Here is a 24,212-nt window from a genome sequence, read left to right on the forward strand (position 1 = left end):
TCTGAATTCATATAAATTTAAAAAAGGGCTGTTGATTTTAATATCGACAGCCCTTTTTATTTTAATTTCGAACATTTCGTGTTTGAAATGGAGGTCGTATGTAGCCGGACTTGATAAGTTTCTTAGTCAGTTTTCTTCCCATACTGTTGTACATAGTACCATGTGTGTCCCAGGATGTTCCGTTTGAGTAGATTCGACTCACCCATACAGGTTCCAAATTTTTTCGATCCACCAGGTAAGTGTTGAAAACAGCATTGGGAGATTCATTAACGCGAATTTCACCATCTTCAAGTATTCGTTCAGTTTTTTTGTAGAAGTAATTTTGCTGGTTGATTATGAGAATGGCATCAACATTTTTTTTATCGATTGTTTTCAAAAATTCCTCGTAATTAACTTCCTGATTTACCTTAAACAATTTATAAGAAGGAATGACTTTAGTTCGATTACTCGATAGCATATCCTTAATACTCTTTTGAACTAATGGATGGTTGTCAATTCTGTTAAGGTCATAGAAATAGTCCTTGATAGACGCGTAATAGGTTTCTTTATCAAACTTTTTCAAGTTCAGATCATTGAATAAACTTACCACTAAAATATGGTGATAGGCTTTCTCTGGTTTTGCCAAGTTTTGATCAGTGACATATGAACTGGCACAGCTACTCACGAGGAAAGTTAAGAGAAACAGGAAGCTTAAATTTTTCATTGAATGTGTGTTTTATTGATTTTTTCAGTTATCAATATCGTATTTATTGTATGAAAATGAAAGAGCTTTAACAAACTTTAATATAGTTAAACTATGAAAATAGTTGTACGACTAAATAATTAGTTGTATGTTTGAATTATGAAAGAATTGACAAAAGCAGAAGAACAAATTATGCAATACCTATGGAAGCTTGAAAAGGCTTTTCTAAAGGATATTGTTTCGGAATTTCCTGAACCACGTCCAGCTAATACAACGGTTGCTACCGTGATTCGGATTCTGGTTAAAAAGGGATTTATTGGGTTCGAAACCTTTGGTAAAACCAATCAATATTTTCCTTTAGTGCCTAAACGAGTTTATGCCCGGGAGTTTATGTCAGGTATGATCAAAAGTTTTTTTAATAACTCAGCAAAAGGTTTTGCTTCGTTTTTTACCAAAGAACAAGATTTGTCTTTAAGTGAATTGGAAGAAATGAAAGCTTTAATCGAAGAACAAATTCAAAACAAAAAAAGCAGATCAAATGACTGATTTCATTTTGTATTCAATTAAATCAGGTTTGTGTTTAGCCATTTTTTATGGTTTTTATCAACTTGTATTGGTAAAAGATACACATGTGAAAAGGAATCGTTTTTATTTGCTAACGGCCTTAATGTTTTCATTTATATTGCCCCTGATTAATTTTACGTTTGATCACGAGCAACTAGCTAAAGCCCATCAATTTGTTTGGGAGTTTGAAAATTCTTTTGAAGACCAGTTGCAGATTGCAGAACCTAATCTTAGAGAAGGATTTCGTTTCGATTCTCGTTTCTTGATATGTATTTTGTATGCTCTGGGCGTTGTAACAATTTTAGGTCGGGTAATTTTAAGCTTAGTTTCAATTTTTAAAATCATTCAAGCCAATGAAATAAAAAGAGAAGGTGATTTGAACTTAGTTTTTATAGAACAAACTCATTCGCCTTATTCGTTTTTTAATTATGTCTTTCTGAATCCGTCAATTCTTTCGAAGACAGAAAATAAGCAGATTCTTTTGCACGAGTCAATTCATTCAAAACAGTTGCATAGTATCGATTTGCTTGCAGTAGAATTAGTTAAAGCCTTTTTCTGGTTTAATCCTATTGTTTATTTATTAAAAAATGCCTTAGTCGAAGTGCACGAATACTGTGCCGATCAGGCTTGTGTCGTTGATGATACAAATAAAATTGATTATCAGCAGTGTTTATTTCAGTACGTTGAAAGTAAAATGAATTCAAACCTGACTAGTGCATTTAAATCATCATTAATACTAAAACGAATTAAAATGATTAAAAAATCAAATACATCTGTATGGGCTCATTTTAAGTTGATACTGATACTTCCGGTTCTCCTTATTTCAATGTTGAGTTTTGATTATTCTGAGACCAAATCTGTGAATATGGAGAACAAAACGATTCCGGCAGGTCATGATTTAAAGCTCCCTATAAAAGCTTCAGTTGGTGTCAGAATTACGTCACCTTATGGAGAAAGAATGCATCCCATTAAGAAAAAGATGTTGTTTCACAAAGGGATTGATATTTCAGCACATCAAGGCACTCCAATTTATGCCATTGCTGACGGACAGGTACACTTGCTCGAGACCAATTATGTGGAAGGTAAAGCTTATGGGCGTTATATTATTATCCAGCACGATGGCGGTTTGGCGAGTTTGTATTCTCAAATGAGTCGTTATAATGTCAAATTGGGAGAGAAAGTGAAAAAAGGCGATGTAATTGGGTATGTCGGGAGTTCGGGTATCTCGACAGGGCCTCATCTGCATTTAGAAATAAAGAAGAATGGGGAGAATGTCAATCCTGCTGACTTTATTGATTTTAGTAGCCTTAAAATGAAATAAGAGAGGGGAAAATAAGAATTTTTAACACACAATTTTATAGAAAGCAGTTGCAAAATGAAACGTTTTTGCAACTGCTTTTGTAATTTAGTATTTGATATTGAGGTGCATGAGCTTGCATACGGCTACAGTATTTAGATAATCCATTTTATTTACTTATTTTTGCAGTTCCTTAAAACCAATTCGATTAGATAATGATTTCTGAATCAGAATATGATGATATACGTCCCTATCGCGACTCTGAAGTACCAGAGGTAATAGATAGACTAATTAAAAATGATGATTTTTTAAAGTTTGCGTTGCAATTGTTTCCGGATTTATCTCGTGAAAAAATTGAAGCTAGCTTGTCACAAGTAAAAACGGTTGATGATTTTCAATCGATGTTTATTGTGCCATTGGCGGATAATATCATTAAAAACACCACAAAAGGGATTAGTATCGAAGGGCTTGATAAATTGGATAAAAATGAGAGTTATCTGTTTATTTCAGACCATAGAGATATAATTCTGGATTCTGCTCTGTTGAATATCCTACTGTATCGCAACAATTTTTCAACAACAGAAATTGCGATTGGGTCTAATCTTTTGATTCAACCCTGGATTAGTGATTTGGTAAAGCTGAACAAGAGTTTTGTTGTAAAACGTAATGCCTCAGTTCGGGATATGCTGGTGAATTCAAATCATCTATCATCCTATATTGGGCATGCACTAAATACAAAAAAATCATCTGTTTGGATAGCGCAGCGTGAGGGTAGAACAAAGGATGGTGATGATAGAACACAGCAAAGTCTGCTAAAAATGTTGCAGATGAGTGGTAATAAAACCTTCGCGGAGCATTTTAAGGCTTTAAGAATTGTGCCAGTTGCTATTTCTTATGAGTATGAGCCTTGCGATGCATTAAAATCGAGGGAACTTTTCCTAAAAGAGACTGAGGTTGGTTATAAAAAAACACCTAAGGACGATTTGTTGAGCATGCTTAAAGGAATGATCAATGAAAAGGGTAGGGTGCATTTTAGAGTTGGGAAACCCATTTCTGAAATGTTAGATGTGATAGAAGAGATGGATGATAGTCGTGATAAGTTTAAGGCTTTGGCTGAATTAATCGACTATAAAATTCATAAGAACTTTAAACTTTGGCCGGATAATTATATTGCTTTTGATATTTTAAATCACACCGATGAATATCAGGATTATTATACTGATGAGGAAAAGGATTTGTTCTTGAAACATATGGATAAAAAATTGGGGACGGTTGATGGTGATCGTGAGAGACTTAAAGAAATATTTTTTGAAATATATGCTAATCCGGTTAAAAATCAGATCGAATTAACGAAACCTGATTTTATTCAAGATAATCTATAAACAATTGTGATATTAGATATTTAACACCTGTCACAATCTAATTGTATTACCAATTTTAATAAGGATGAAACTAATTAAATTTATTTTGATCATGTCTACCTTCCTGATTATGGTAGCAAGTGTTCTTAATCTACTGCATTCATCGGGTGAATCAGGAGATAAAACAGGAATTTATATTGAACTGTTTGTTATGTTTTTATTAACGCTAACAATGGTTCTTTTAAATAATCTGGAAAAGAAAATGAAGAATCTGGAGCAAGATAAATAAGGCTCTGATATTGTTTTTATCAAGTAATCGAATTGAGATGATTAAGTTTAAGCGACATATAAAGGTTGATGGTGAGATTTTCGAAACCTGGATGGGATTGGAGATTAAGAAAAAAGGTGGAAGGCCTAATGTTAGTGTTTATTATTATACTGATGATCCTGAGCTTGAAATGAGTGCTCATCATTTAATCAAAGCCAATTTTCAAAGTAAAGATGAGGCTGTTAAGCATGGTTGTTTGTTTATGCGTGCCATGTATAAAGATATGATTAAACGTGAAAAAGGCCTTGTCAATAACGATGAGGAGGAAAATGAAGTGGACTGGTAGTCCATAAATAAAGATATTTTAGAGACCATCGAATTTATTTCGTTGGTCTTTTTTTTGCCTGATATTTTGCTGATCAGTTATAAAAAATAAAGGCTATCCCATTTTGAGATAGCCTTTGCAGATGTATTTAGAAGCTTGAGAGTTATTTTTTCTCAATTGCTTTTAGTGCTAAATTTAATTCTTCCAATTGTGATTCAGCAATTGTTGATGGTGAATCAATCATCACATCGCGACCCGAATTATTTTTAGGGAAAGCAATGACGTCACGGATAGATTCGATACCAGCAAATAGCGATGCCAAACGGTCAAATCCAAAAGCAATTCCACCATGTGGAGGCGCACCATATTTGAAAGCATTCATCAGGAATCCAAATTGCTCCTGAGCCTCTTCATCGGTGAAACCTAAATGCTTAAACATTTGAGCTTGAAGTTCGGTGTCGTGAATACGGATAGATCCACCACCAATTTCAACACCATTGATAACCAAGTCGTATGCATTTGCACGAACAGCTCCCGGTTCAGTCTCCAACAAATGAAGATCTTCTTTTTTAGGAGATGTAAATGGATGGTGCATCGCGTGGAAACGTTTATTGTCTTCATCCCACTCCAATAGAGGGAAATCAACGACCCAAAGCGGAGAGAATTTCTTATTGTCTCTTAATCCAAGTTGTGAGCCCATTTCAAGACGTAATTCAGAAAGTTGAGGCAGTGTTGTGTTACGATCGCCAACAAGAATTAGCAATAAGTCTCCAGGTTTTGCCTGACAAGCTTCAGCCCACTTTTGCAGGTGTTCGGCAGAATAAAATTTATCTACAGATGATTTGAATGAACCATCCTCGTTATATTTTACGTAAACAAGTCCTTTTGCACCGATTTGAGGTTTTTTCACAAAATCGGTCAACTGATCCAGTTGTTTACGTGTGTATGATGCACAACCTGTTGCACAGATTGCACCAATATATTCAGCTTCATCAAATACTTTGAAATCATTCCCTTTAGCAATAACGCTTAGGTCAACAAATTTCATATCGAAACGTGTGTCAGGCTTGTCGTTACCATAATAAGTCATGGCGTCAGCATAGTCTAATCTAGGAAAATCGAAGTTTAACTCAACATTTTTCAATTTTTTGAATAAATGTTTGGTTAGGCTTTCAAAAGTATTTAAGATATCGTCCTGCTCCACGAAGGCCATTTCGCAATCAATCTGTGTAAACTCAGGCTGGCGGTCAGCACGAAGGTCTTCGTCGCGGAAACATTTTACAATTTGGTAATAACGGTCGAAACCGGAAATCATCAACAGCTGTTTGAAAACCTGAGGTGATTGTGGCAGAGCGTAAAATTCACCGGGATTCATACGTGATGGCACAATAAAGTCACGAGCTCCTTCAGGAGTCGATTTAATCAATACAGGAGTTTCCGTTTCGATAAAATTCAGTTGATCAAGGAAATTGCGAATTTCGATCCCCATTTTATGGCGTAATACTAAATTCTCACGAACACAGTTTCGGCGTAAATCAAGGTAACGGTATTTCATTCTCAATTCGTCTCCGCCATCTGTATTATCTTCGATAGTAAAAGGAGGGATAATTGATTTGCTCAAGACTTCAATTTTCTCAGCAATGATTTCAATATCTCCGGTTGGGATTTTTGAGTTTTTGCTTTGACGTTCGTGAATGGTTCCGGTAATTGCAACAACAAATTCACGACCTAATTTTCTAGCCTGAGCACAAAGCTCCGGATTTGTTTCCATATCGAAAACAAACTGAGTAATACCATAACGATCACGCAGATCGACAAAGGTCATTCCTCCCAGATCACGTGCTTTTTGCACCCAACCACTAAGGGTTACTGTTTCCTTTACATTTTGAATTCTTAATTCACCACAAGTATGAGTTCTATACATCTTATTCCTATTTTATTAACTTTGCGAAAATACTAAGTTTTTGCGAATTAGAACAGATTTTTTTTGAAATAGGGCAGGCTTTTACTTTTTATCTTGTTTAGTGACACCCTAAAGAAGAGCTTGATGCTTTTATTTAAAATATCTGGCAAGACAAACGACAATAATTTTGAAATACAGACTTTATGGAAGAAATGATTAATCCGTTCTCTGATGAATATTTTATGAAACAAGCTTTGGAAGAAGCTCATAAGGCTTTTGATGAAGATGAAATACCCGTAGGAGCCATTGTTGTTTGTAATAACCGAATTATTGCAAGAGCACATAATTTAACCGAACGCTTGAATGATGTCACAGCCCATGCCGAGATGCAGGCCATTACTGCTGCAGCGAATTATTTAGGCGGAAAGTATCTGAAGGATTGTACCTTGTATGTAACGCTTGAACCTTGTAATATGTGTGCCGGCGCTTTGGCCTGGTCGCAGATTAGTCGTATCGTTTATGGTGCAGGAGATAAAAAAAGAGGTTTTTCGGCATTTTCACCTTCGCCACTTCATCCTCGAACGGAACTTATAACCGGGATTCTCGAAGAGGCCTGTGCTGATTTGGTAAAGCGCTTCTTTGTGAAGAAGAGATAAGTTGTGTTATTTTATGATCCCTAATTTTGAATCCCCAAACAAAAGCATTATTTTAGCGAGCTCAAAATCCGAAAAGAAGTAAACTGGGGTTTTATTAGGGGTAATTTAACCTTTTTACGGATTTAGGATTGCTACAATCCAACCATTTATATCATCCATCTCTCTTTGTTGAAAGTGTTTAAAATCTTTTATAGATTTGTGTATCCTCGTGCGATAGCTATTGTTCCGGGATAACACCTTTTGATTGAAACACATTTAAAATTAATATTATGAGTGCACACAACGAGGCTAAAATGGGTGATATCGCGGAAACCATCCTGTTACCCGGAGATCCATTAAGAGCAAAATATATTGCAGATAACTTCCTTGAGGATGTTGTTTGTTATAATAAGGTGAGAAATATGTTAGGTTTCACCGGAACTTATAAAGGGAAACGTATTTCTGTACAAGGAACGGGTATGGGTGTGCCTTCGATTGGAATTTATACTCATGAGTTAATCACTCAATATGGTGTTAAAAATGTGATTCGTATCGGAACTTGTGGGTCATTTAATCACGATGTGAAAGTTTTTGATGTGATTCTAGCCATGACTTCATGTACCGATTCTGCAATCAACAGAAACCTTTTCAGAGGGATGGATTATGCGCCATGTGCTGATTTTGGTTTGTTGTCTGATGCACACCAGTCTGCCAAAGAGCAAGGTGTAAATATTAAAGTTGGATCAACCCTTACGTCTGATATTTTTTATCACGACTTGGATAATAATCCGGAACCATTTAAAATTTGGGCTGACTATGGCGTATTAGCTGTAGAAATGGAAGCCACTGCTTTATATACTATTGCAGCTCGTCATAAGGCTAAAGCTTTGGCTATTTTGACAGTTAGCGATCATATTTTAACAGGAGAAGAAACAACCGCTGAAGAGCGTCAAACCTCATTGAATACAATGATTACAATTGGTTTGGAAACTGCAATCAAGCAATAATTTAGATCTAAAAAGATTGCATTTTAAGAGGAGAAGCTTTGGGGAGTTTCTCCTTTTTTTATGTGTGTGCATTTTACACTATTTTTTCAATAAGTGAATTAAAGTTTTATATTTGAGATGTTCTTAAATCTTAATCCCCATGAGAATTCTACATAGCATTTTCTTCATTTTCCTATTTGTTATTTCTTTTGCAGGAAATATCGATGAGGAAAAAATTGACAGCCTGGAAAATAAGCTGCAAAAAGTTGATGATGCGGATAAGATCGAACTCTTGTTAAAACTTTGTGAAGAGCTTGTTGAGAACGATTCTGAGAAGTGTATTGCTTATGCTCAGGAAGCTCTAAGACTATCACAAAAGCTAAACCATCCCCGATCTCAGGTTAAAGCATTGATTTTTCTAGGTAGAGAGGATTCAAATTTAGGTAACTATTTTGAAGGTTTGCAACACTTTAAAGAGGCAGTAGAAATTGCTGATAGTGAGAATTATGGAGAAGGCTTGGTTGATTCCTGGAACGAATTAGGGATTACATATTTTAGTATGGGAAATTATGATGAGGCCTTAAGTTACTACTTCCGAACATTAAAAAAAGCTGAGGAAATTCAATATCAGGAGAGGGTTATTGCAGTTCAAACCAATATTGCAATTATCTATTCTATTTATAAAGATCATACAAAAGCATTGGAGTGGTTTGATAAGCTATTAAAAATATATCAACAAGAAAATAATCCCTTGCTGGTAGCTAAGACGCTTGTTAATATGGCTATTATTCTTGATGAGTTAGGTGATCTTGATAAAGGTTTAGATTATTTGTCAAAGGCAATTCCGGTTTTTAAAGAATTTGATGAAAAGCAGATGTTGGCCTCAACTCTGAACTCTCAAGGTGATTTGTATTTAAAAAAGCAGAATTATAAGGAAGCTTATCAGGATTATAAATCCGCGCTGGAAATTTCCAAATCAATCAAATTTGAGAGAGGTGTGGTATCGGCTTCTTTTAATCTTGGAGAATATTTTTCTGCTCTTAAAAACTATAATAAGGCGCTTAATTTTTATGAAGAGGCACTGAGTGTTGCTATCAAGGCAGGATATAAAGAGAATATAAAAGATTGCTACGGAGGGATTTCGAAGGTGTATACCATGCAAAAAGATTATTCCAAAGCTTTGGAAAACATGAAGCTCTTTATGGTTTATAAGGATGAGATATACAACGATAATACACAAAAGCAGATTAATGAACTGCAGATAAAATACGAAACAGAAAAAAAAGAGGAAGAAATTGCAGGTTTGCAGTTAAGAATGAAAATTCAACGAAGAAATCAGATCATCCTTATTATTGGTTTGTTAATAATATCTTTTTTAATTCTCAGGGTTTTGCATTTGAAACAGATCAATTTGAAAAGGAAGAATCTATTGCTTGAGCAGGTTAGTTTAATGGATAAATTGGCTTTGGAAAAGATGGATTCCGAAAAAAGAGAGAAAGATCATGAGAATCTCAGACTGCAGGAAGAACTGCGCTCCAAAGAAGAAATTAACCGTTTGAAGCAGTTGAAGTATTTGGAAGAATTGAAACATAAAGAGCGGGAGTTGGCAGCAAATGCCTTGCATGTAGTAAGTAAAAACGAAACTCTTGAAAGTTTGAAGAAATCAGTTGAAACCGTTATGGCTTCTGATAAAGATGAAATGAAACGTCTGTTAAAAGGACTTATTCAGGAAATTGATAGCAACATCAATCTGGATCAGGATTGGGATGTTTTTAAAATGCATTTTGAAGAAGTTCATCAGGATTTCTTTAGACGTTTGGTCGACAGATATACTGATTTAAATACAAATGATTTAAAGTTTTGTGCCTACCTAAGGTTGAATTTAGATGCCAAGGAAATTGCCAGAATTTTAAATATCTCTGTTAATGCTATTGAAAAGAGGCGTTACAGACTAAGAAAAAAATTGGAGTTGAGCCCCTCAGATAATCTTTTCGAATTCCTAAGTAACTTATAAAAAACTGAGAATCTATAAGAAATGAATTGAATCCTATAGATCTATTTCAGACATTCTCTGTTATTTCCATCAAGCTTAAATTGCCAGTAATTTAAGTTGTTTTCAATGAGCGACCCCTTTTGTCTATATGGATTTTGAGGCTGAGACCCCTTTTGTCTAGTCTTTAAAAACGGCTTTAGTCTTTGATATTAATAGTTTTATGCACAGCATTTGGGGAGTCCCTAATTCTCCCTGAGTACGCTTAAAATTTGTTAATCCAAAACGATAGCCACAGTGAACAGAAAAGAATTTAAACTATTTTTTGAAAACTTCTATTCCAGTTTGTGTTTGTTTGCCCGAAAGTATGTGAACGATACCGATGTAGCAGCAGATATGGCTCAGGAGGCTTTTATTAAATTATGGAAGGGGAAGGAGGCATTTGATAATGAAAATGCCATGAAAGGATATCTGTATATGGTTACCCGAAACAGTTGTCTAAATCATATTAAACATTCCAAAGTTGTGTTAGATTTCGCGCTTCAAGCTATGGAAAAAGAGTTGTTTTTTAGAGACAATATTCTGGAGCAGGAAACATACTATGAAATTCATAAGGCTATTGAGATTTTACCTTCTCAAGGAAAAAGAGTCGTTCAGATGAGTATGAAGGGACTTAAAAATCCGGAGATTGCCCTTCGTTTAAATGTATCTATAAATACTGTCAAGTCCGTAAAAGCAAATGCGTACCGTTTGCTTCGTTTACAATTGAAGGACAGTGTTGTTTCTCTGATAATATTAATTGGGTTTTTTATATAAAACTCTTGTTTTAGATTTAATCACAGATTGATATCAGGGTCCATCCGGACTCTGACTTTTTTTTTCAAAAAAATAAACTGTCTCCCACCCTCTTTAATTTCTGAGTTGTTATAGTCGTATAATGTTTGGAGTGAAGGGTTCGTGTGGAGAACAAAAGTCCAACTTTAATCTTATAAATTTTCCGAGTGAATAGAATTGACCATCATATAAGAATATCTCAGTTGATTGCCAAAGAAGTAAATTTTGGTTTAGATGAATCTGAGAGACAGGAGTTGAATGCCTGGATCAATAATAGTGAAGAGAACCAAATAGCTTACGAGAGAATTCGCAATCAAGAGGAGTTTTTGAATTGGGATGAAAATTTTCATCAGGTGAATGTTGATGAAGGATGGGAAAGATTTGAGAAAGCACTGACTCCCAGTAGAGTGAAATTCGCGTTTCAGACGATTTTTCGTTATGCCGCAGTGTTATTTGTTCCTCTGTTTTTAGCCGGAGTTGCCTATTATTTATACGATGATTTAAGTAAGCAGACTTCATATCAAAATATTGCTCGAATCGACGTGAAAAAGCCAGAAGCTCAGTTGATTCTAGCAGATGGACAAAAGGTGAGCTTGTGTAATAAGGGGATTTCTGCATTGAAAGAAAAGGATGGAACTCAGATTGAAAAAGGGGAGGGACGTTTAAAATATCAGGCAGGAAATGATAAGAGAACTTTATTGTACAATACAGTTAGGATACCCAAGGGGAGCGAGTATGAGTTGGTACTTGCCGACGGGACAAAGGTGCATTTGAATGCCATGAGTTCTTTGAAATTTCCTATTCAATTTATAGGGAAAACAAGAGGTGTAGAATTGACTGGAGAGGCCTATTTTGAGGTGAGTAAGGATGCTAAACACCCTTTTGTTATAGATGTTATGGGAACTAAAGTTGAAGTTTTAGGGACTTCTTTTAACGTGAAGGCCTATAAAGAGGATGAGAATGTGGTGACCACTTTGGTAGAAGGAAGTGTAAAGGTTCGTTCTTCAGGTTTTAAGGCTAAAACGATGATGCTGGAACCTGGCCAGCAGGCAGTTGTTAGTGAAAAGTCTGGTGCTATAAAGATGCAGAATGTAGATGTGAATCTGTTTACATCCTGGAGGGAAGGCGTTTTTTTATTTAAAGATGAACGAATTGAGGATATTATGACAGAATTGTCCAGATGGTACGATTTAAAGGTGTTTTATAAGAATCAATCTATAAAAGAATATCGTTTTGGAGGTCATTTTAATCGGAATAGTGAGATCGGTTCCATTATGGAAATGTTTGAGCTGACCCGTAAAGTAGATGTTGAAATTAATGGTCAAACCATTGTAATTGGTGAAAAATAAAACAGGAAATGCTGCAACATTTCCTGTCTCTGATATTTCTGCTGTCACAGAAATTTTGAATTTAAGTGTAACCTAAATCTTTACAAAGTTATGAAAAAATGTTTGAATAATGGCTTTCGATCCCGGAAGCTGTTTAAACTATTACTAGTTATGAAAATGCTCGCAATTTTCCTGTTTGTCAGTGTGATGAGTGCTTCGGCAACTACATTGGCTCAGGATGCAAAGGTGACATTGAACATGGAAGGAGCTGAGTTGGAACAGGTGTTGTGGGAGATCCATGAACAGACTGGTTTGGTATTTCTATACAGTTCTTCTGATGTAAAAGATGTAAAAGAAATTAGTGTAAATGCAAAGGAAGAAACTGTGAAATCGGTTTTGAATCGCTGTTTAAAGGATAGTGATCTTGAATACGAGTTCAAGAGTAAGGCTGTAACCTTGCGAAAGGCATTTAAACCAGCTGATTCTAATGTTGGAACACAACAAGAGAAAAAACAAAAAGTTTCTGGTATTGTCCTTGATGATCAGGGAATTTCACTACCCGGTGTTTCTGTTTTAGAAAAAGGAACGACCAATGGTGTTTCGACTGATTTTGATGGAAAGTTTTCAATTGATATTCCAGTAAATGGGAAAGCTGTTTTGGTTTTCTCTTTTATTGGTATGAAATCTCAGGAGATTTTGGTGAAGGATCAGAAAGAATTGAAGATAACATTATTATCAGATGCAGAACAATTGTCTGAGGTTACAGTGGTTTCTGATGGTTTTCGAAAAACAGATCGTCGATTATTTACCGGTTCTGCGACTTCGATAAAATCGGAAGATGCTAAAGTGGATGGTATTGTTAATGTTGCACAAATGCTTGAAGGTAAGGCTGCTGGTGTTTCTGTTCAAACGGTATCCGGGACTTTTGGTACAGCTCCAAAGATTCGTGTTCGTGGAGCATCCTCAATTTATGGTGATTCAAAACCTTTGTGGGTAGTTGATGGCGTTGTTCTTGAGGATGTTGTTGATATTTCTCCAGATGATTTGTCTTCAGGTGATGCGACAACTTTGATTAGTTCGGCAGTTGCAGGATTAAACTCGGATGATATTGAGAAATTTGAGATTCTAAAAGATGCATCGGCTACGGCTATTTATGGTGCTCGTGCCATGAATGGGGTAATTGTTATTACAACAAAAAGAGGAAAAAAGGGTATCACAAGAGTTTCTTATTCGGGTGAATATACCATGAGAATGAAACCTTCTTATTCAAGTTATAATATTATGAATTCTCGTGAGCAGATGTCTGTTTACAGAGAACTTGAGGCTAAAGGCTGGTTAAATCACGCTGAAATATCCCGTCAGAAAGATGGTGGTATTTACAAGAAAATGTACGATTTGATTAACAGCTATGATCCTGCTACGGGTTTTGGTTTGGAGAATACGCCTGAAGCTCGTGCAAAATTTTTGCAGAAGTATGAAATGCAGAATACAGATTGGTTTGATGTGTTGTTTAAAAATACAATCACTCAAAATCATTCAGTAAGTATTTCCGGAGGTACAGATAAGTCTAACTTCTATTTTTCAACCAGTTACTATGGTGATAAAGGTTGGTCTATTGCAGATAAAGTAGATCGTTACACAATGAATGCTAACGGTAGTGTTCAAATCAACGATAAATTAAAACTGGGTTTTCTTACAGCCGGGTCTTTTAGACAGCAAAAAGCGCCAGGGTCAGTAAATAGAACTGAGGATCCTATTAATGGTGAATATAGTCGTGATTTTGATATCAATCCATTTTCCTATGCTTTGAATACCAGTAGAGCAATGCGACCATACGATGATAATGGAAATCTGGAATATTACCGCATGAATTATGCTGATTTCAATATTCTTGATGAGATGAAAAATAATTATCTTGATTTGGATGTTCTTGATCTTAAGCTTCAGTCAAATCTAGATTATTCGCCAATAAAAGGTTTGGATTTAAATGCTGTAGCTTCGGTAAGATATGTGAAGTCTACGCAGGAGCATAAGGTGCTTGAAAATTCGAATATGGCTTCTGCTTATCGTGCAGCTGATACTTACGAAATCGCTAAGAATAATAAGTTCTTATTTCAGGATTATGAGGTGCCAAATTCACTACCACAAGTTGTTTTGCCTAAGGGTGGATTTTATAACCGAAGCGATAATACGTTATTGAACTTCTATTTTAGAGGAACAGCGAATTGGAACAAAATATTTGATGAAATTCATAGTGTGAATGCTTTTGCTGGTATGGAAGTGAAATCTGCTGACAGACAAAACAGTTCTTTTGATGGTATCGGCTATCAGTATGAAAGAGGAGGCGTTCCTTTTATAAACCCTGATTTTGTAAAGCAACAACTGCAAAATGGATATTCTTATTACGGAATGGAAGAGTATCGTGATCGATATGCTGCTTTTTTTACCACAGCTAGTTATTCTTATGCAGGTAAATACACAATCAATGGAACTTTCAGATATGATGGATCTAATAAATTAGGTGCATCTACTGCAGCACGTTGGTTACCTACTTGGAATATTAGTGGACAGTGGAATGCTAAGGAAGAAGATTTTCTAAAAAATAATGAGATTATTTCTCATCTGTCTTTCAGAGGAACTTATGGTTTAACTGCGAGTATGGGGAATGCTCAAAATTCAACATTGGTATTAAAAAACAAAGTGACTGATCGCCCTTATCTTTCTGAGCAGGAGTCTCAAATGTATATCGATGCTCTGGAGAATTCGGAACTGACTTGGGAAAAGCAATACGAAACCAATGTTGGTATGGATTTGGGATTATTCAATAATCGCGTTAATATCAGTATGGATGCTTATCAACGAAAAGGTTTCGATTTGATTGGGTATGTTAAGACTTCGGGTATTGGTGGTGAATTTTGGAAATTTGCCAATTATGCAGATATGAAATCTCATGGTATTGAGTTTACCTTATCAACTAAGAATATCAAATCAGAAGATTTTAAATGGGATACAAACTTCACTTTTGCCTACAATCATAATGAGATTACAAATTTGAAATCATTCCCTAAAATGATCTCTTTGATTAGAGATACGGGAGGTCCATTGGAAGGTGGTCCTGTAAGAGGACTGTATTCTATCCAATATAAAGGTTTAAATGGTGAGGGTTTGCCAACTTTTATCAATGAAGAAGGTGAATTAACCGTTAATGATTTTGATTTCCAGTCAAATAATATTGAGCATTTAAAATACGAAGGTTCTATTGATCCAAGTATTACAGGTGGTTTGGGTAATACATTCACTTACAAGAATTGGAAACTTAATGTTTTCATGACTTATCAGTATGGTAATAAGGTGAGATTGTATCCTGAATTTAAGTCGAAATATTCTGACTTGGATGCTATGCCTAAGGAATTTTTCGATCGTTGGATGTTGGCAGGTGATGAGAATATAACTGATATTCCTACCATTTTATCTCAGCGTATGCACAATGTTAACGACAGAAAGGCTTATAATGCTTATAATATGTCAACAGCAAGGGTTGCTGATGGTTCTTTTGCCAGAATGAAAGAAATATCATTAGCCTACCAGTTACCTAAAACTTTTGCGACCAAACTTGGCGTGAGTGACCTGTCTCTGAAAGTTCAGGGATCGAATTTGTTCCTGATTTATTCAGATAAAAAATTAAATGGTCAGGATCCTGAGTTTTTAGGTTCAGGAGGTGTGGCTATGCCAGTTCCAAAGCAATACACTTGTACGTTAAAAGTTAGTTTTTAGTCATATAGACGATATCATAAAATGAAGACGTCTTAGTAGATGAGTTTGTTTACCTGATGATTAACAGTTATTAATTCAAGCTTTAAATCATTTCAAATCTCAATACTTATATCTAAACTATAATAAAATGAAAAATATAAAAAATAAAGTCTTAGTCTTAATGGGGGTAGCCTTGCTATCGTCGTGTAACGACTTTTTAGATGAAACACCGGATAACCGGACAAAATTGGATTCTCCGGAAGCTGTAAGTGAGTTGTTGGTGTCAGCATATCCTGAAGCAGGCTATATGGCATTTACAGAAGCAATGTCAGACAATGTTGCTGATAAAGGGGTCGGTGGTTATATTGCTGAATATCAACCTAACGAGGATGCTTTCTTTTGGAAAGACAGTGGTGCTGAAGATTATGATACCCCTGTTTTTTACTGGAATGCGTGTTATGGTGCAATTGCTGCTGCTAATGAAGCTTTAAATGCTATAGAAATGGCACCTGATAAAGAGAATTATTCAGCACAAAAGGGTGAAGCACTTGCAGCAAGAGCTTATTCTCATTTTATGTTGGTGAATCTTTTTGCTAAACACTATAATCCAGAAACGGCAAAAACAGATTTGGGTGTTCCTTTTGTAGAAAAATCTGAAAAAGTTGTTTTTCAAGAGTATAAGAGAGCCACGGTTCAGGAAGTTTATGACAATATCGAAAGAGATCTTAGTCTGGCTTTTGACCTGATTAAAGACGAAGCTTATTTAGTTCCTAAATATCATATGAATTTAACGGCTCTTCATGCTTTTGCTTCACGCTTCTATTTGTATAAAGGAGAATGGGACAAAGTAATCGAACATTCTGATTATGTATTAGGTGCGAATGCCGCTTCTAAATTAAGAGATTGGAATGGTAAGTATATGACCTATGAGGCTAGAGAACTATGGGCACAATACACAAAATCAGAAGAGTCCTCGAACTTAATGTTAAACAGACAATATACTAACTGGGGGCCAGGTCTTGTTGTATTCAGATATTCTCTGGCATCATCAAAGGCAACGGAATTATTTGGAGCATCTAATGCCGGAGAGGCAAACTTTGATTTAATTATTGGCGATAAAATTCTTTATGCTGCTGGTGAACTGCAGCTGGGCTTTATTCCTAAATATCAAGATCGTTTAGAATCCACAGGCGGAAATGCCGATATTGGATTCCCAAATTCAATTGTCCCTATTTTCACTGCTGAAGAAGCTTTGTTTAACAGAGCAGAAGCATATGCAATGAAGACTGATTATGCGTCTACGCTTTCTGACCTGGATGCTTATTTTTCAAAAAGAACAAAGGCTTATAACCCGGATAATAAAATCGATTTTGACAGAATAAAGCTTGCTTATGAGGCTGTTGCTGCTCCTGACTTGGCACCTTTTTATGCTGTTAATGCTGATCAAAAGTACTATATATCCTATCTTCTTGATTTGCGTCGTAGAGAATTTATCCATGAAGGTTTAAGATGGTTCGATCTTAATCGATATAATCTCGAAGTTGTTCATACTCTTGTTGATGGTTCTACGGTGATTTTACCCAAAGACGATTTGAGAAGAGCCATTCAGATTCCTGCTCAGGCAGTTGCAATCGGATTACAAGCAAACCCACGATAATTATTAAAATTATAATCATATGAAAAAGATATTATTTCTATTCTTTTCTGTTTCTATTCTTTTTAGCTCATGTGCTAAGGAAGATGATCTAGGAAAGTCATTAATAGATACTTCCACTCCTGAGTTAAACGACGTCGATCAGTGGATTAGAGAAAACTACACCTATCCTTTTAATGTTGAAGTAAAATACCGTTGGGATAATTCAGAATTGGATAATTCTAAAATATTAACCCCTCCGGCTAAAGATGATGTGATCCCTTTTCTTGATAATATGAAGAAAATCTGGATCGATCCGTATGTGAATGCTGGAGGAATTGATTTCATGAAACGTTTCATTCCTAAACAAATGATTTTGATTGGGAGTCACAACTATAACGATAATGGATCGATTGTATTAGGTCAGGCTGAAGGTGGCCGTAAAATCTCTCTTTTCGATTTAAATTATATCAATTTTGATTTTACAGGTATGAGTGATTGGGAGAAGGGTAAAGCGATGGAACCTATTTTGCGTGTTTTCAAAACCATGCATCATGAGTTTGGCCATATTTTACATCAAACAGTTGCGTATCCTATTGAGTATAAGAAAATCTGTACGGAATATACATCAAACTGGATGAATTATAGTGATTCGGATGCAAGAAAGCTCGGTTTTATTACGGGGTATTCCATGTTGAATCCTGACGAGGATTTTGTTGAGATGTTATCCGTTTTCTTAATGTCAGGCAATGCGGGATGGAATGAGATTATTGATGGAATCCATATTTACGATGAGAACTGGGATTACGATAAAGCAGCCCAAGATGTAGCTAAAGGCAAGATTCGTGAGAAAGAGAAAATTATGGCTGACTATATGCTACAGGTTTGGAATGTAAATATTTACGATCTGCAGAATGAGATCGAAGGTATTCTTACCGGAATTCAGAGTGAGGAATAGATAAAATTAAACAATTATGAAAGCTGCCACGATAATCTTAATGAATTAGACTATCGTTTGGCAACTTTTATATGACCTTAATACGAAAATTAGAATCAAATGAAAAAAATAAATTTATATATCACTTCTCTCTTATTGCTTGCACTTGGAGCTTGTAATAATGATTTTGAAAGTGAGTTTGATCTTTCACCAGATGAGAGAGCCAACGAAGCCGTTCAGGAATTTAAGAAGGCCTTAACCTCATCGGAGTACGGTTGGTTAACGCATTATTACCCTAATCCTGATAAGTTAGGTTCAGTTACCTATATGCTTAAATTTGAGGAGACAGGTACCGTAAGTATGAATTGGGATCTGTATGATTATCCGGATGAAGCGGAATATTCAGTGAAAATGATTGACCAACCCTTGTTGGTTTTCGATACCTACAGTAAATTTTCAAAGATGACAGATCCTGAAATTGGAGAGCCTGGTAAAGGATATGGCGGTGAGTTGGAGTTTGGTTTTGTTAGAAAATCGGTTGATGGAGATACCTTGTATCTTGCTGAAAGAGTTGATGAAGATCCTATGGTTCTTGTTAAAGCAACTGCTGAAACAGCTTCTCTGCTTCGAGAATATGCAAAGCATTCTGAGCATCTGGAAAGGCTAAATGAGAAAGTTGTTGTTCCTTTTTATTTCAACTTATCTGTTGAAGGTTGGGATGCTAAAGTGAATATGGTTTACAGTGGTGATAAGATGATTGCATTTCTTAGCTATGTTGATGTAGGGGTAACTATGCACGAACTAATGCCAGTCAATTTTACACACGAAGGCTTTGAATTTCATCACCCGCTGGTATTAAATGGTATCGCTGTACGTTCTTTTAAATACGATGCTTCAAAAAATCAATTTGATGTAACAGATGCTGGTGTGTCGGGAGCTTTCAAGTATGAGGATGTATGTCCTGCTCATTTGGAAGGCATGACTGATAAGTTATATGGACCTAAAACATTTGATGCTCAAGCAGAAGTGTTTAGCCCTAAATTATTTAATTTGTTTGAGGGATTATATCCTGAAGCAGGATTTAATTATGTTACAACTGACCCTTATGTCGTTTCTTGGAAACCTTGTACTTTTCAGTTAGTTTTTAAAGATTATAATGCTCTCAAAATTACTGTTGATTATGTGAAGTTAACAGAGGATGTTGTTAAGATAGATTTTACGGGCTATGAAACAGAATATTCAGGACCGTTTGTCGATTTGTCTTATATAGAAAGCTTAATGGCTACTGAGAAAGGTATGGCTATAAAAGCTTTAATTACAAGTGATAAAGGTTGGACTATTGTGCCAATTGAGCTTAAAAAATATAGTTCTTCTTATTGTTTGGTGAGTAATGAAGATCCGGAAATGTATATGACCTTTGGATTGACATACGATGAGGATTAGTTTGTGTAGACATTCTAATCAATTAGAATGTTAAGCATAAATGGTTAGTTTGTAAATGAAAGCCTTCCGTCCTTTGTATTTCTTAATACCTGGTTGGAGGGCTTTTTTTCTATAAAATAGTTTAAACCTTAAAAATAAGAATAATGTTCGATACGAGTTTTGGATTAAAAACATGGATTATACCAGGTCTGATTTGGGGAATATGCATGTATATTATGATGACCATTATTTTACCCTTGATGGATGGAGAGCTGATCACCTGGAGACAGTTGTACTCACTCCCCATTTGGTTAATAGGTGGTCTTGTGATGCAATATTTCCAGTTTAAGCATATTTATAAAAAGGGAAGAAGAGAAATTGGGGAGAAAACTGATTGAGAACCTTCTTATTGAATAGGGTTGAAGTAAGATTAAAAATGGAATTATAAAAAAGAATAATATGTTTTACACTCTTAATAGTAAGTCAGGAATGAAACTTGCAACTTTTTCAAGTTTAAGCAAACAAGCCGTATTGGCAATTCTTTTTTTTGTTGGCGTCGTTGGCTGTCAAAAGGAAGAAGATACAAGTGCTCCACTCAGTATCGTCTCTACTAATATTGCAGATGGTGCCACTGAGGTGGATGTCTTTTCAGAGATTACCGTTCTCTTTAGTGAGGAGATGGATGTGTCAACCGTAAATGAAAATAGTTTTGTAGTAAAAAAAGGTCAATATCCAATTTATGGTAAAGTAAGTTGTACAGGTAAAACGGCAGTCTTTAAGCCTTCGCAAAAATTAGATGATAATACAGTGTACAATTGTACTTTAAGTATTGAGGCCAAAGCTAAAAACGGGGCATCGATGGGACAGGATTACCATTGGAGTTTTACTTCAGGTCTTGAGCCGGATGCTGTAGCCCCAAAAATTAGTAAGAGTATTCCTGCTGATATGGAGATTTCAGTTTTTAGAAATACTGCCATTGAGGTGTATTTTGATGAGGAGATTGATCCGGAAACGCTTAACAGCAATTCGTTTATTGTGAAAACAGGAGAGACTGTTGTTGGTGGAAGCATAACTTATGAAGCTAAACTTGTAAAGTTTGTTCCCAATGCGGAATGGTTGCCTGAGGCTGTGCATACTTGCACATTGACCAGTGAGGTTAAAGACCTTGCCGGAAATCAATTGGGAAGTGATTTTAAATGGCAGTTTACAACAATCCCCGAAGTGTTAAGTTTTAGTGGTCTTATTCAACCCATTTTTAAGGATCAGGATTGTTGGACCTGTCATAATGAGACTCGTAATCCCGATTTGCGTGAGTCAATGGCATACAATTCGTTGCTTAATGGGGGGTATGTGAATCCAGATTCACCTGAGGATAGTCGTATTATTAAACAATTGAATGGTAATCATGCTGGCTTTATCACACAAAAAGAAGAGGATTTGATTCTAGAGTGGATTAAGCGCGGTGCTCAAAATAATTAATAAAGAGGCGATGAAAATATACAGTAAGGTAAATTTTAAAAATAGAGCGGAACGAAAAGCGTTTATTTATGGGTTACTGATTTTTATCATCATAAGCCAAGTTGTCGCTTTGATCATTTGGTTTTTATTTGATAGAAATAATTTTGTTGAATTACTATTCGCTCTTATCGTAGCTTTTTTAGTTGGGTATAGAGGATTAAAGAAAAAATCATAATGACATATTCTTAGAAAGTAGAATGATGCCATATCAAAAAGAGAATTAAGTGAGAAATGCTAACAGTCAGTAGTTGATTGGACGGTTTTTAGTTAGTCGGAGAGGGCGTCCTGTTAAGTCGTTATCCCATTACAGCAGGGCGCTCTTAAATCTGATTTTCGGATTTTTATATTATTTCTCAACTCATAAAGTTGTAGATCCTTCAAAATCATTAATAGTCATTTTCGGTTGTTTCACCTTAATTTGCAAAAGGAAAATAGCTGCGAAGTGGCTATTTTTTTATTTGATGATGGTTGGAGGATATCCTTAAATTCTAAAATTTCAACCTGAATCAGAAACCAGTGAACTCTGCATTCTGGCTTATGTGAGTGTACAATTCCTTCTGAATCCTCGATTCTAAATAAGCTTCCTGATAAATAAAAAAAGTTATTTCGTTAAGTGTCAATAGAATAATTTCATATTTTTAGTAGAAGCCATTATGTGCTTGCATAGGATCTTTATTAAAAATGATGGAGGTTGTTTATGAAATTGAAATCTGTTCTTTATTTTTTATTAAGCTTGACTATTCTGCCTGTTTATAGTAGAGACTCCCGGAAAATAAATACAGATTTTAAGGTTGGTGTTATTGAACAATTAGGCAAGCAAATTCCGGATGATATTTATCTGACTGACAGAAACGGCGATTGGTTGAGTTTAACAAGCCAAATTGATAAACCCACTGCTATTGTTTTGGTTTACTTTAAATGCCCTGGCATATGCAGTCCGTTGTTGAATGGCTTGGCCGGATTGATTGAAAGCAGTGACTTGGAACTGTCAAAGGACTATCAGGTTCTGACCATCGGTTTCGATCCAAGAGAGACAAGGGAACTGGCACAAAATAAGAAAGTCAACTATCAGAAGTTAATTCATAATAAAAATACGGAAGAAGGCTGGCGGTTTTACACCTCGGATAGTTTGAATATAGATAAACTGACTCAAGCCTTAGGTTTTTTGTATCGTAAAACGGGGAAGGAGTTTACACACGCTGCGACAGTTATTATCGTAAGTCCGGAGGCAAAAATTACGCGCTATTTAAATGGGACATATTTTCTTCCCTACGAGTTTGAGTTGGCCATAAAAGAGTCTTCAAATGGGCAAACGGGGCCAACTATAAAGAAGGTGTTGGATTATTGTTATTCTTACGATCCCATTGGGAGAACCTACGTTTTCAATATCACTGTTGTGACGGCAAGTGTTACCCTTTTTATGGCTTTATTAATTTTTCTTTTACTGGTGTTTTATAAGCCTACAAAAAAGTTTCTATAGCGTAAAACTGATTTTAATTCTTAGCTTAATATGATGAATTTAAACTTGAAAATAAACAGCTTATTTGAACTAGGTAAAATAAAAATTGCCATTCCTATTGCCATTTCCTGTTTTACGGGGTATTTGTTGTATTCTCCAAAAATTTCATTTGATATGGCTGCTGTTGTTTTGGGTATTTTATTGATCGTAGCCGGGGCTTCTGCCATAAATCATATACAGGAATATAAAAAAGATGCCTTGATGAACCGAACCAGGTTTCGTCCTATACCATCAGGAAAAATTTCGCCCGCAGAAGCTTTTATATGGAGTGCGCTGTTTTTTTTGTTTGGTTTTGTTCTTCTGATTTGGGGTGGGAATATAATGAGTTCTGTTATTGCAATTTTCTCAATACTGTGGTACAATCTGGTTTATACACCCTTAAAGCAAGTTTCTGCTTTTGCCGTTGTTCCCGGAGCCTTGAGTGGAGCGTTCCCTCCACTGATAGGTTATGTGGCTGCCGGAGGTGATCTGTTTGCTCCTCCTGTTTTAGCCTTAGCGTTCTTCTTTTTTATTGGTCAAATTCCTCACTTTTGGCTTTTGTTATTGCTTTATGGCGACGATTACAAAAGAGGAGGGTTTAAGGTGCTGACTGATGTTTTTAGTATCAGGCAAATTCATTCCATAACTCTGGTTTGGATGCTTTCTACCGTTATGGTTGCCTTGTTGCTTCCCTTATTCGATGTTTTAAGATCGCAATTGTCTGTTTGGATTTTATTGATACTGTCTGTTTGGATAATTTTTTACAGCTTTCCTATTCTGAAAAAGTACGATAGATTAACAGTCAGAAAATTGTTTCTGCAACTGAATCTGTATTTTTTATTCATCATGATCATGATCAGTATCGATAAGCTATATTTATAATTGTTTATATCCAGAAAGAGATACGAGTGAAATTTTAGACAGCTTATGATGACCTCCAGACTGGGGATGTGAGGCAACTTCTTGATGAAATAGCGGAGGGGAATGCAGAAATAGACAAAGGGAATGTGGAAAACCTTTGGGGGAATACTGAAACCGGTCAGGGAAATCTGGCAATAGACCAAGGGAATGCTAAAAATTACCAGGGGAATACTGAAATAGATCAAGGGAATGTGAAAAACCTTCGGGGGAATCTTTAAATGACTTAAAATTGTCTTCTCCTGAAATAGCTTGACAGATTATTAGTATTTTTTGGATAGTAGTGTCATCTTTTTATCCATCTACGGTTATCCAAAGTTATAAAAATCTTATTCCTATTCTTTATCTAAGAAAAGATTC

At 35.6% G+C, this 24,212-nt stretch carries 22 protein-coding genes; 20 read left to right on the forward strand and 2 right to left on the reverse strand.

Going from position 1 to position 24,212, the window contains the following annotated elements:
• Nucleotides 1-61: 61 nt before the first annotated feature.
• Nucleotides 62-703 carry a hypothetical protein gene (locus EO244_RS15880; RefSeq protein WP_129255673.1) on the reverse strand — a complete coding sequence of 214 codons (642 nt, stop codon included), beginning with the start codon at nucleotides 701-703 and terminating at the stop codon, nucleotides 62-64.
• A 138-nt stretch (nucleotides 704-841) separates the two neighbouring features.
• On the opposite strand from EO244_RS15880, the gene EO244_RS15885 reads away from it, so the two are divergent.
• From EO244_RS15885 to EO244_RS15905, 5 genes are all read left to right on the forward strand, one after another.
• A complete protein-coding gene (locus tag EO244_RS15885) occupies nucleotides 842-1,228 on the forward strand; it encodes a BlaI/MecI/CopY family transcriptional regulator (RefSeq protein ID WP_129255674.1) in 387 nt (128 codons plus the stop codon).
• A complete protein-coding gene (locus EO244_RS15890; RefSeq protein ID WP_129255675.1) occupies nucleotides 1,221-2,567 on the forward strand; it encodes a M23/M56 family metallopeptidase in 1,347 nt (448 codons plus the stop codon). Before EO244_RS15885 ends, EO244_RS15890 begins: the two co-directional genes overlap by 8 nt.
• 191 nt (nucleotides 2,568-2,758) lie before the next feature.
• Complete coding sequence (locus EO244_RS15895; protein WP_129255676.1) at nucleotides 2,759-3,925, forward strand: 1-acyl-sn-glycerol-3-phosphate acyltransferase; 1,167 nt, start codon at nucleotides 2,759-2,761, stop codon at nucleotides 3,923-3,925.
• Between the two features lie 64 nt (nucleotides 3,926-3,989).
• Nucleotides 3,990-4,193 (forward strand): hypothetical protein, encoded by a 204-nt coding sequence (locus EO244_RS15900; protein ID WP_129255677.1) that lies wholly within the window; start codon nucleotides 3,990-3,992, stop codon nucleotides 4,191-4,193.
• A 37-nt stretch (nucleotides 4,194-4,230) separates the two neighbouring features.
• Entirely contained in the window at nucleotides 4,231-4,518 is a 288-nt protein-coding gene (locus EO244_RS15905) for a hypothetical protein (protein WP_129255678.1), read from the forward strand.
• Between the two features lie 142 nt (nucleotides 4,519-4,660).
• On the opposite strand, the gene aspS is transcribed toward EO244_RS15905, so the two are convergent.
• The gene (aspS, locus tag EO244_RS15910; protein WP_129255679.1) at nucleotides 4,661-6,421 is read right to left on the reverse strand and encodes an aspartate--tRNA ligase; all 1,761 of its coding nucleotides are present in this window, start codon (nucleotides 6,419-6,421) and stop codon (nucleotides 4,661-4,663) included.
• A 182-nt stretch (nucleotides 6,422-6,603) separates the two neighbouring features.
• Here aspS and EO244_RS15915 point away from each other — a divergent pair, with 182 nt between their 5' ends.
• From EO244_RS15915 to EO244_RS15985, 15 genes are all read left to right on the forward strand, one after another.
• Nucleotides 6,604-7,056 carry a nucleoside deaminase gene (locus EO244_RS15915; RefSeq protein WP_241687996.1) on the forward strand — a complete coding sequence of 151 codons (453 nt, stop codon included), beginning with the start codon at nucleotides 6,604-6,606 and terminating at the stop codon, nucleotides 7,054-7,056.
• A 269-nt stretch (nucleotides 7,057-7,325) separates the two neighbouring features.
• A complete protein-coding gene (gene deoD / locus EO244_RS15920; RefSeq protein WP_129255680.1) occupies nucleotides 7,326-8,042 on the forward strand; it encodes a purine-nucleoside phosphorylase in 717 nt (238 codons plus the stop codon).
• A gap of 139 nt (nucleotides 8,043-8,181) precedes the next feature.
• Entirely contained in the window at nucleotides 8,182-10,035 is a 1,854-nt protein-coding gene (locus EO244_RS15925) for a tetratricopeptide repeat protein (protein WP_129255681.1), read from the forward strand.
• Between the two features lie 273 nt (nucleotides 10,036-10,308).
• Nucleotides 10,309-10,827 (forward strand): sigma-70 family RNA polymerase sigma factor, encoded by a 519-nt coding sequence (locus EO244_RS15930; RefSeq protein ID WP_164977521.1) that lies wholly within the window; start codon nucleotides 10,309-10,311, stop codon nucleotides 10,825-10,827.
• 185 nt (nucleotides 10,828-11,012) lie between these two features.
• Nucleotides 11,013-12,194, forward strand: coding sequence for a FecR family protein (locus tag EO244_RS15935; protein ID WP_129255683.1), 1,182 nt, complete (start codon nucleotides 11,013-11,015; stop codon nucleotides 12,192-12,194).
• Between the two features lie 150 nt (nucleotides 12,195-12,344).
• Nucleotides 12,345-15,947 (forward strand): SusC/RagA family TonB-linked outer membrane protein, encoded by a 3,603-nt coding sequence (locus tag EO244_RS15940; RefSeq protein WP_206734590.1) that lies wholly within the window; start codon nucleotides 12,345-12,347, stop codon nucleotides 15,945-15,947.
• 127 nt (nucleotides 15,948-16,074) lie between these two features.
• Complete coding sequence (locus EO244_RS15945; protein WP_129255685.1) at nucleotides 16,075-17,583, forward strand: RagB/SusD family nutrient uptake outer membrane protein; 1,509 nt, start codon at nucleotides 16,075-16,077, stop codon at nucleotides 17,581-17,583.
• Nucleotides 17,584-17,602: 19 nt separating this feature from the next.
• Nucleotides 17,603-18,517 (forward strand): zinc-binding metallopeptidase, encoded by a 915-nt coding sequence (locus tag EO244_RS15950; RefSeq protein ID WP_129255686.1) that lies wholly within the window; start codon nucleotides 17,603-17,605, stop codon nucleotides 18,515-18,517.
• A gap of 99 nt (nucleotides 18,518-18,616) precedes the next feature.
• Entirely contained in the window at nucleotides 18,617-19,939 is a 1,323-nt protein-coding gene (locus EO244_RS15955; protein WP_129255687.1) for a DUF4302 domain-containing protein, read from the forward strand.
• Nucleotides 19,940-20,082: 143 nt separating this feature from the next.
• Entirely contained in the window at nucleotides 20,083-20,316 is a 234-nt protein-coding gene (locus EO244_RS15960; protein ID WP_129255688.1) for a hypothetical protein, read from the forward strand.
• A 61-nt stretch (nucleotides 20,317-20,377) separates the two neighbouring features.
• Complete coding sequence (locus EO244_RS15965) at nucleotides 20,378-21,397, forward strand: Ig-like domain-containing protein (RefSeq protein ID WP_129255689.1); 1,020 nt, start codon at nucleotides 20,378-20,380, stop codon at nucleotides 21,395-21,397.
• Between the two features lie 10 nt (nucleotides 21,398-21,407).
• Nucleotides 21,408-21,611 carry a hypothetical protein gene (locus EO244_RS15970; RefSeq protein WP_129255690.1) on the forward strand — a complete coding sequence of 68 codons (204 nt, stop codon included), beginning with the start codon at nucleotides 21,408-21,410 and terminating at the stop codon, nucleotides 21,609-21,611.
• 522 nt (nucleotides 21,612-22,133) lie between these two features.
• Complete coding sequence (locus EO244_RS15975) at nucleotides 22,134-22,916, forward strand: SCO family protein (protein ID WP_129255691.1); 783 nt, start codon at nucleotides 22,134-22,136, stop codon at nucleotides 22,914-22,916.
• Between the two features lie 30 nt (nucleotides 22,917-22,946).
• Nucleotides 22,947-23,816 carry a protoheme IX farnesyltransferase gene (locus EO244_RS15980; RefSeq protein ID WP_129255692.1) on the forward strand — a complete coding sequence of 290 codons (870 nt, stop codon included), beginning with the start codon at nucleotides 22,947-22,949 and terminating at the stop codon, nucleotides 23,814-23,816.
• 68 nt (nucleotides 23,817-23,884) lie between these two features.
• Nucleotides 23,885-24,073 (forward strand): hypothetical protein, encoded by a 189-nt coding sequence (locus EO244_RS15985; protein ID WP_129255693.1) that lies wholly within the window; start codon nucleotides 23,885-23,887, stop codon nucleotides 24,071-24,073.
• The last annotated feature ends 139 nt before the right edge of the window (nucleotides 24,074-24,212 follow it).

It is taken from the genome of Ancylomarina salipaludis, from assembly GCF_004122035.1.
GTDB lineage: Bacteria > Bacteroidota > Bacteroidia > Bacteroidales > Marinifilaceae > Ancylomarina > Ancylomarina salipaludis.

Coding starts and splice junctions, on each gene's coding strand:
- EO244_RS15980 (WP_129255692.1), top strand. CDS start 22,947: ATGATGAATTTAAACTTGAAAATAAACAGCTTATTTGAACTAGGTAAA.
- EO244_RS15900 (WP_129255677.1), top strand. CDS start 3,990: ATGAAACTAATTAAATTTATTTTGATCATGTCTACCTTCCTGATTATG.
- EO244_RS15970 (WP_129255690.1), top strand. CDS start 21,408: ATGAAAATATACAGTAAGGTAAATTTTAAAAATAGAGCGGAACGAAAA.
- EO244_RS15915 (WP_241687996.1), top strand. CDS start 6,604: ATGGAAGAAATGATTAATCCGTTCTCTGATGAATATTTTATGAAACAA.
- EO244_RS15940 (WP_206734590.1), top strand. CDS start 12,345: ATGAAAATGCTCGCAATTTTCCTGTTTGTCAGTGTGATGAGTGCTTCG.
- EO244_RS15885 (WP_129255674.1), top strand. CDS start 842: ATGAAAGAATTGACAAAAGCAGAAGAACAAATTATGCAATACCTATGG.
- EO244_RS15925 (WP_129255681.1), top strand. CDS start 8,182: ATGAGAATTCTACATAGCATTTTCTTCATTTTCCTATTTGTTATTTCT.
- EO244_RS15895 (WP_129255676.1), top strand. CDS start 2,759: ATGATTTCTGAATCAGAATATGATGATATACGTCCCTATCGCGACTCT.
- EO244_RS15960 (WP_129255688.1), top strand. CDS start 20,083: ATGTTCGATACGAGTTTTGGATTAAAAACATGGATTATACCAGGTCTG.
- EO244_RS15905 (WP_129255678.1), top strand. CDS start 4,231: ATGATTAAGTTTAAGCGACATATAAAGGTTGATGGTGAGATTTTCGAA.
- EO244_RS15945 (WP_129255685.1), top strand. CDS start 16,075: ATGAAAAATATAAAAAATAAAGTCTTAGTCTTAATGGGGGTAGCCTTG.
- EO244_RS15880 (WP_129255673.1), bottom strand. CDS start 703: ATGAAAAATTTAAGCTTCCTGTTTCTCTTAACTTTCCTCGTGAGTAGC.
- EO244_RS15965 (WP_129255689.1), top strand. CDS start 20,378: ATGTTTTACACTCTTAATAGTAAGTCAGGAATGAAACTTGCAACTTTT.
- EO244_RS15890 (WP_129255675.1), top strand. CDS start 1,221: ATGACTGATTTCATTTTGTATTCAATTAAATCAGGTTTGTGTTTAGCC.
- EO244_RS15955 (WP_129255687.1), top strand. CDS start 18,617: ATGAAAAAAATAAATTTATATATCACTTCTCTCTTATTGCTTGCACTT.
- deoD (WP_129255680.1), top strand. CDS start 7,326: ATGAGTGCACACAACGAGGCTAAAATGGGTGATATCGCGGAAACCATC.
- aspS (WP_129255679.1), bottom strand. CDS start 6,421: ATGTATAGAACTCATACTTGTGGTGAATTAAGAATTCAAAATGTAAAG.
- EO244_RS15975 (WP_129255691.1), top strand. CDS start 22,134: ATGAAATTGAAATCTGTTCTTTATTTTTTATTAAGCTTGACTATTCTG.
- EO244_RS15950 (WP_129255686.1), top strand. CDS start 17,603: ATGAAAAAGATATTATTTCTATTCTTTTCTGTTTCTATTCTTTTTAGC.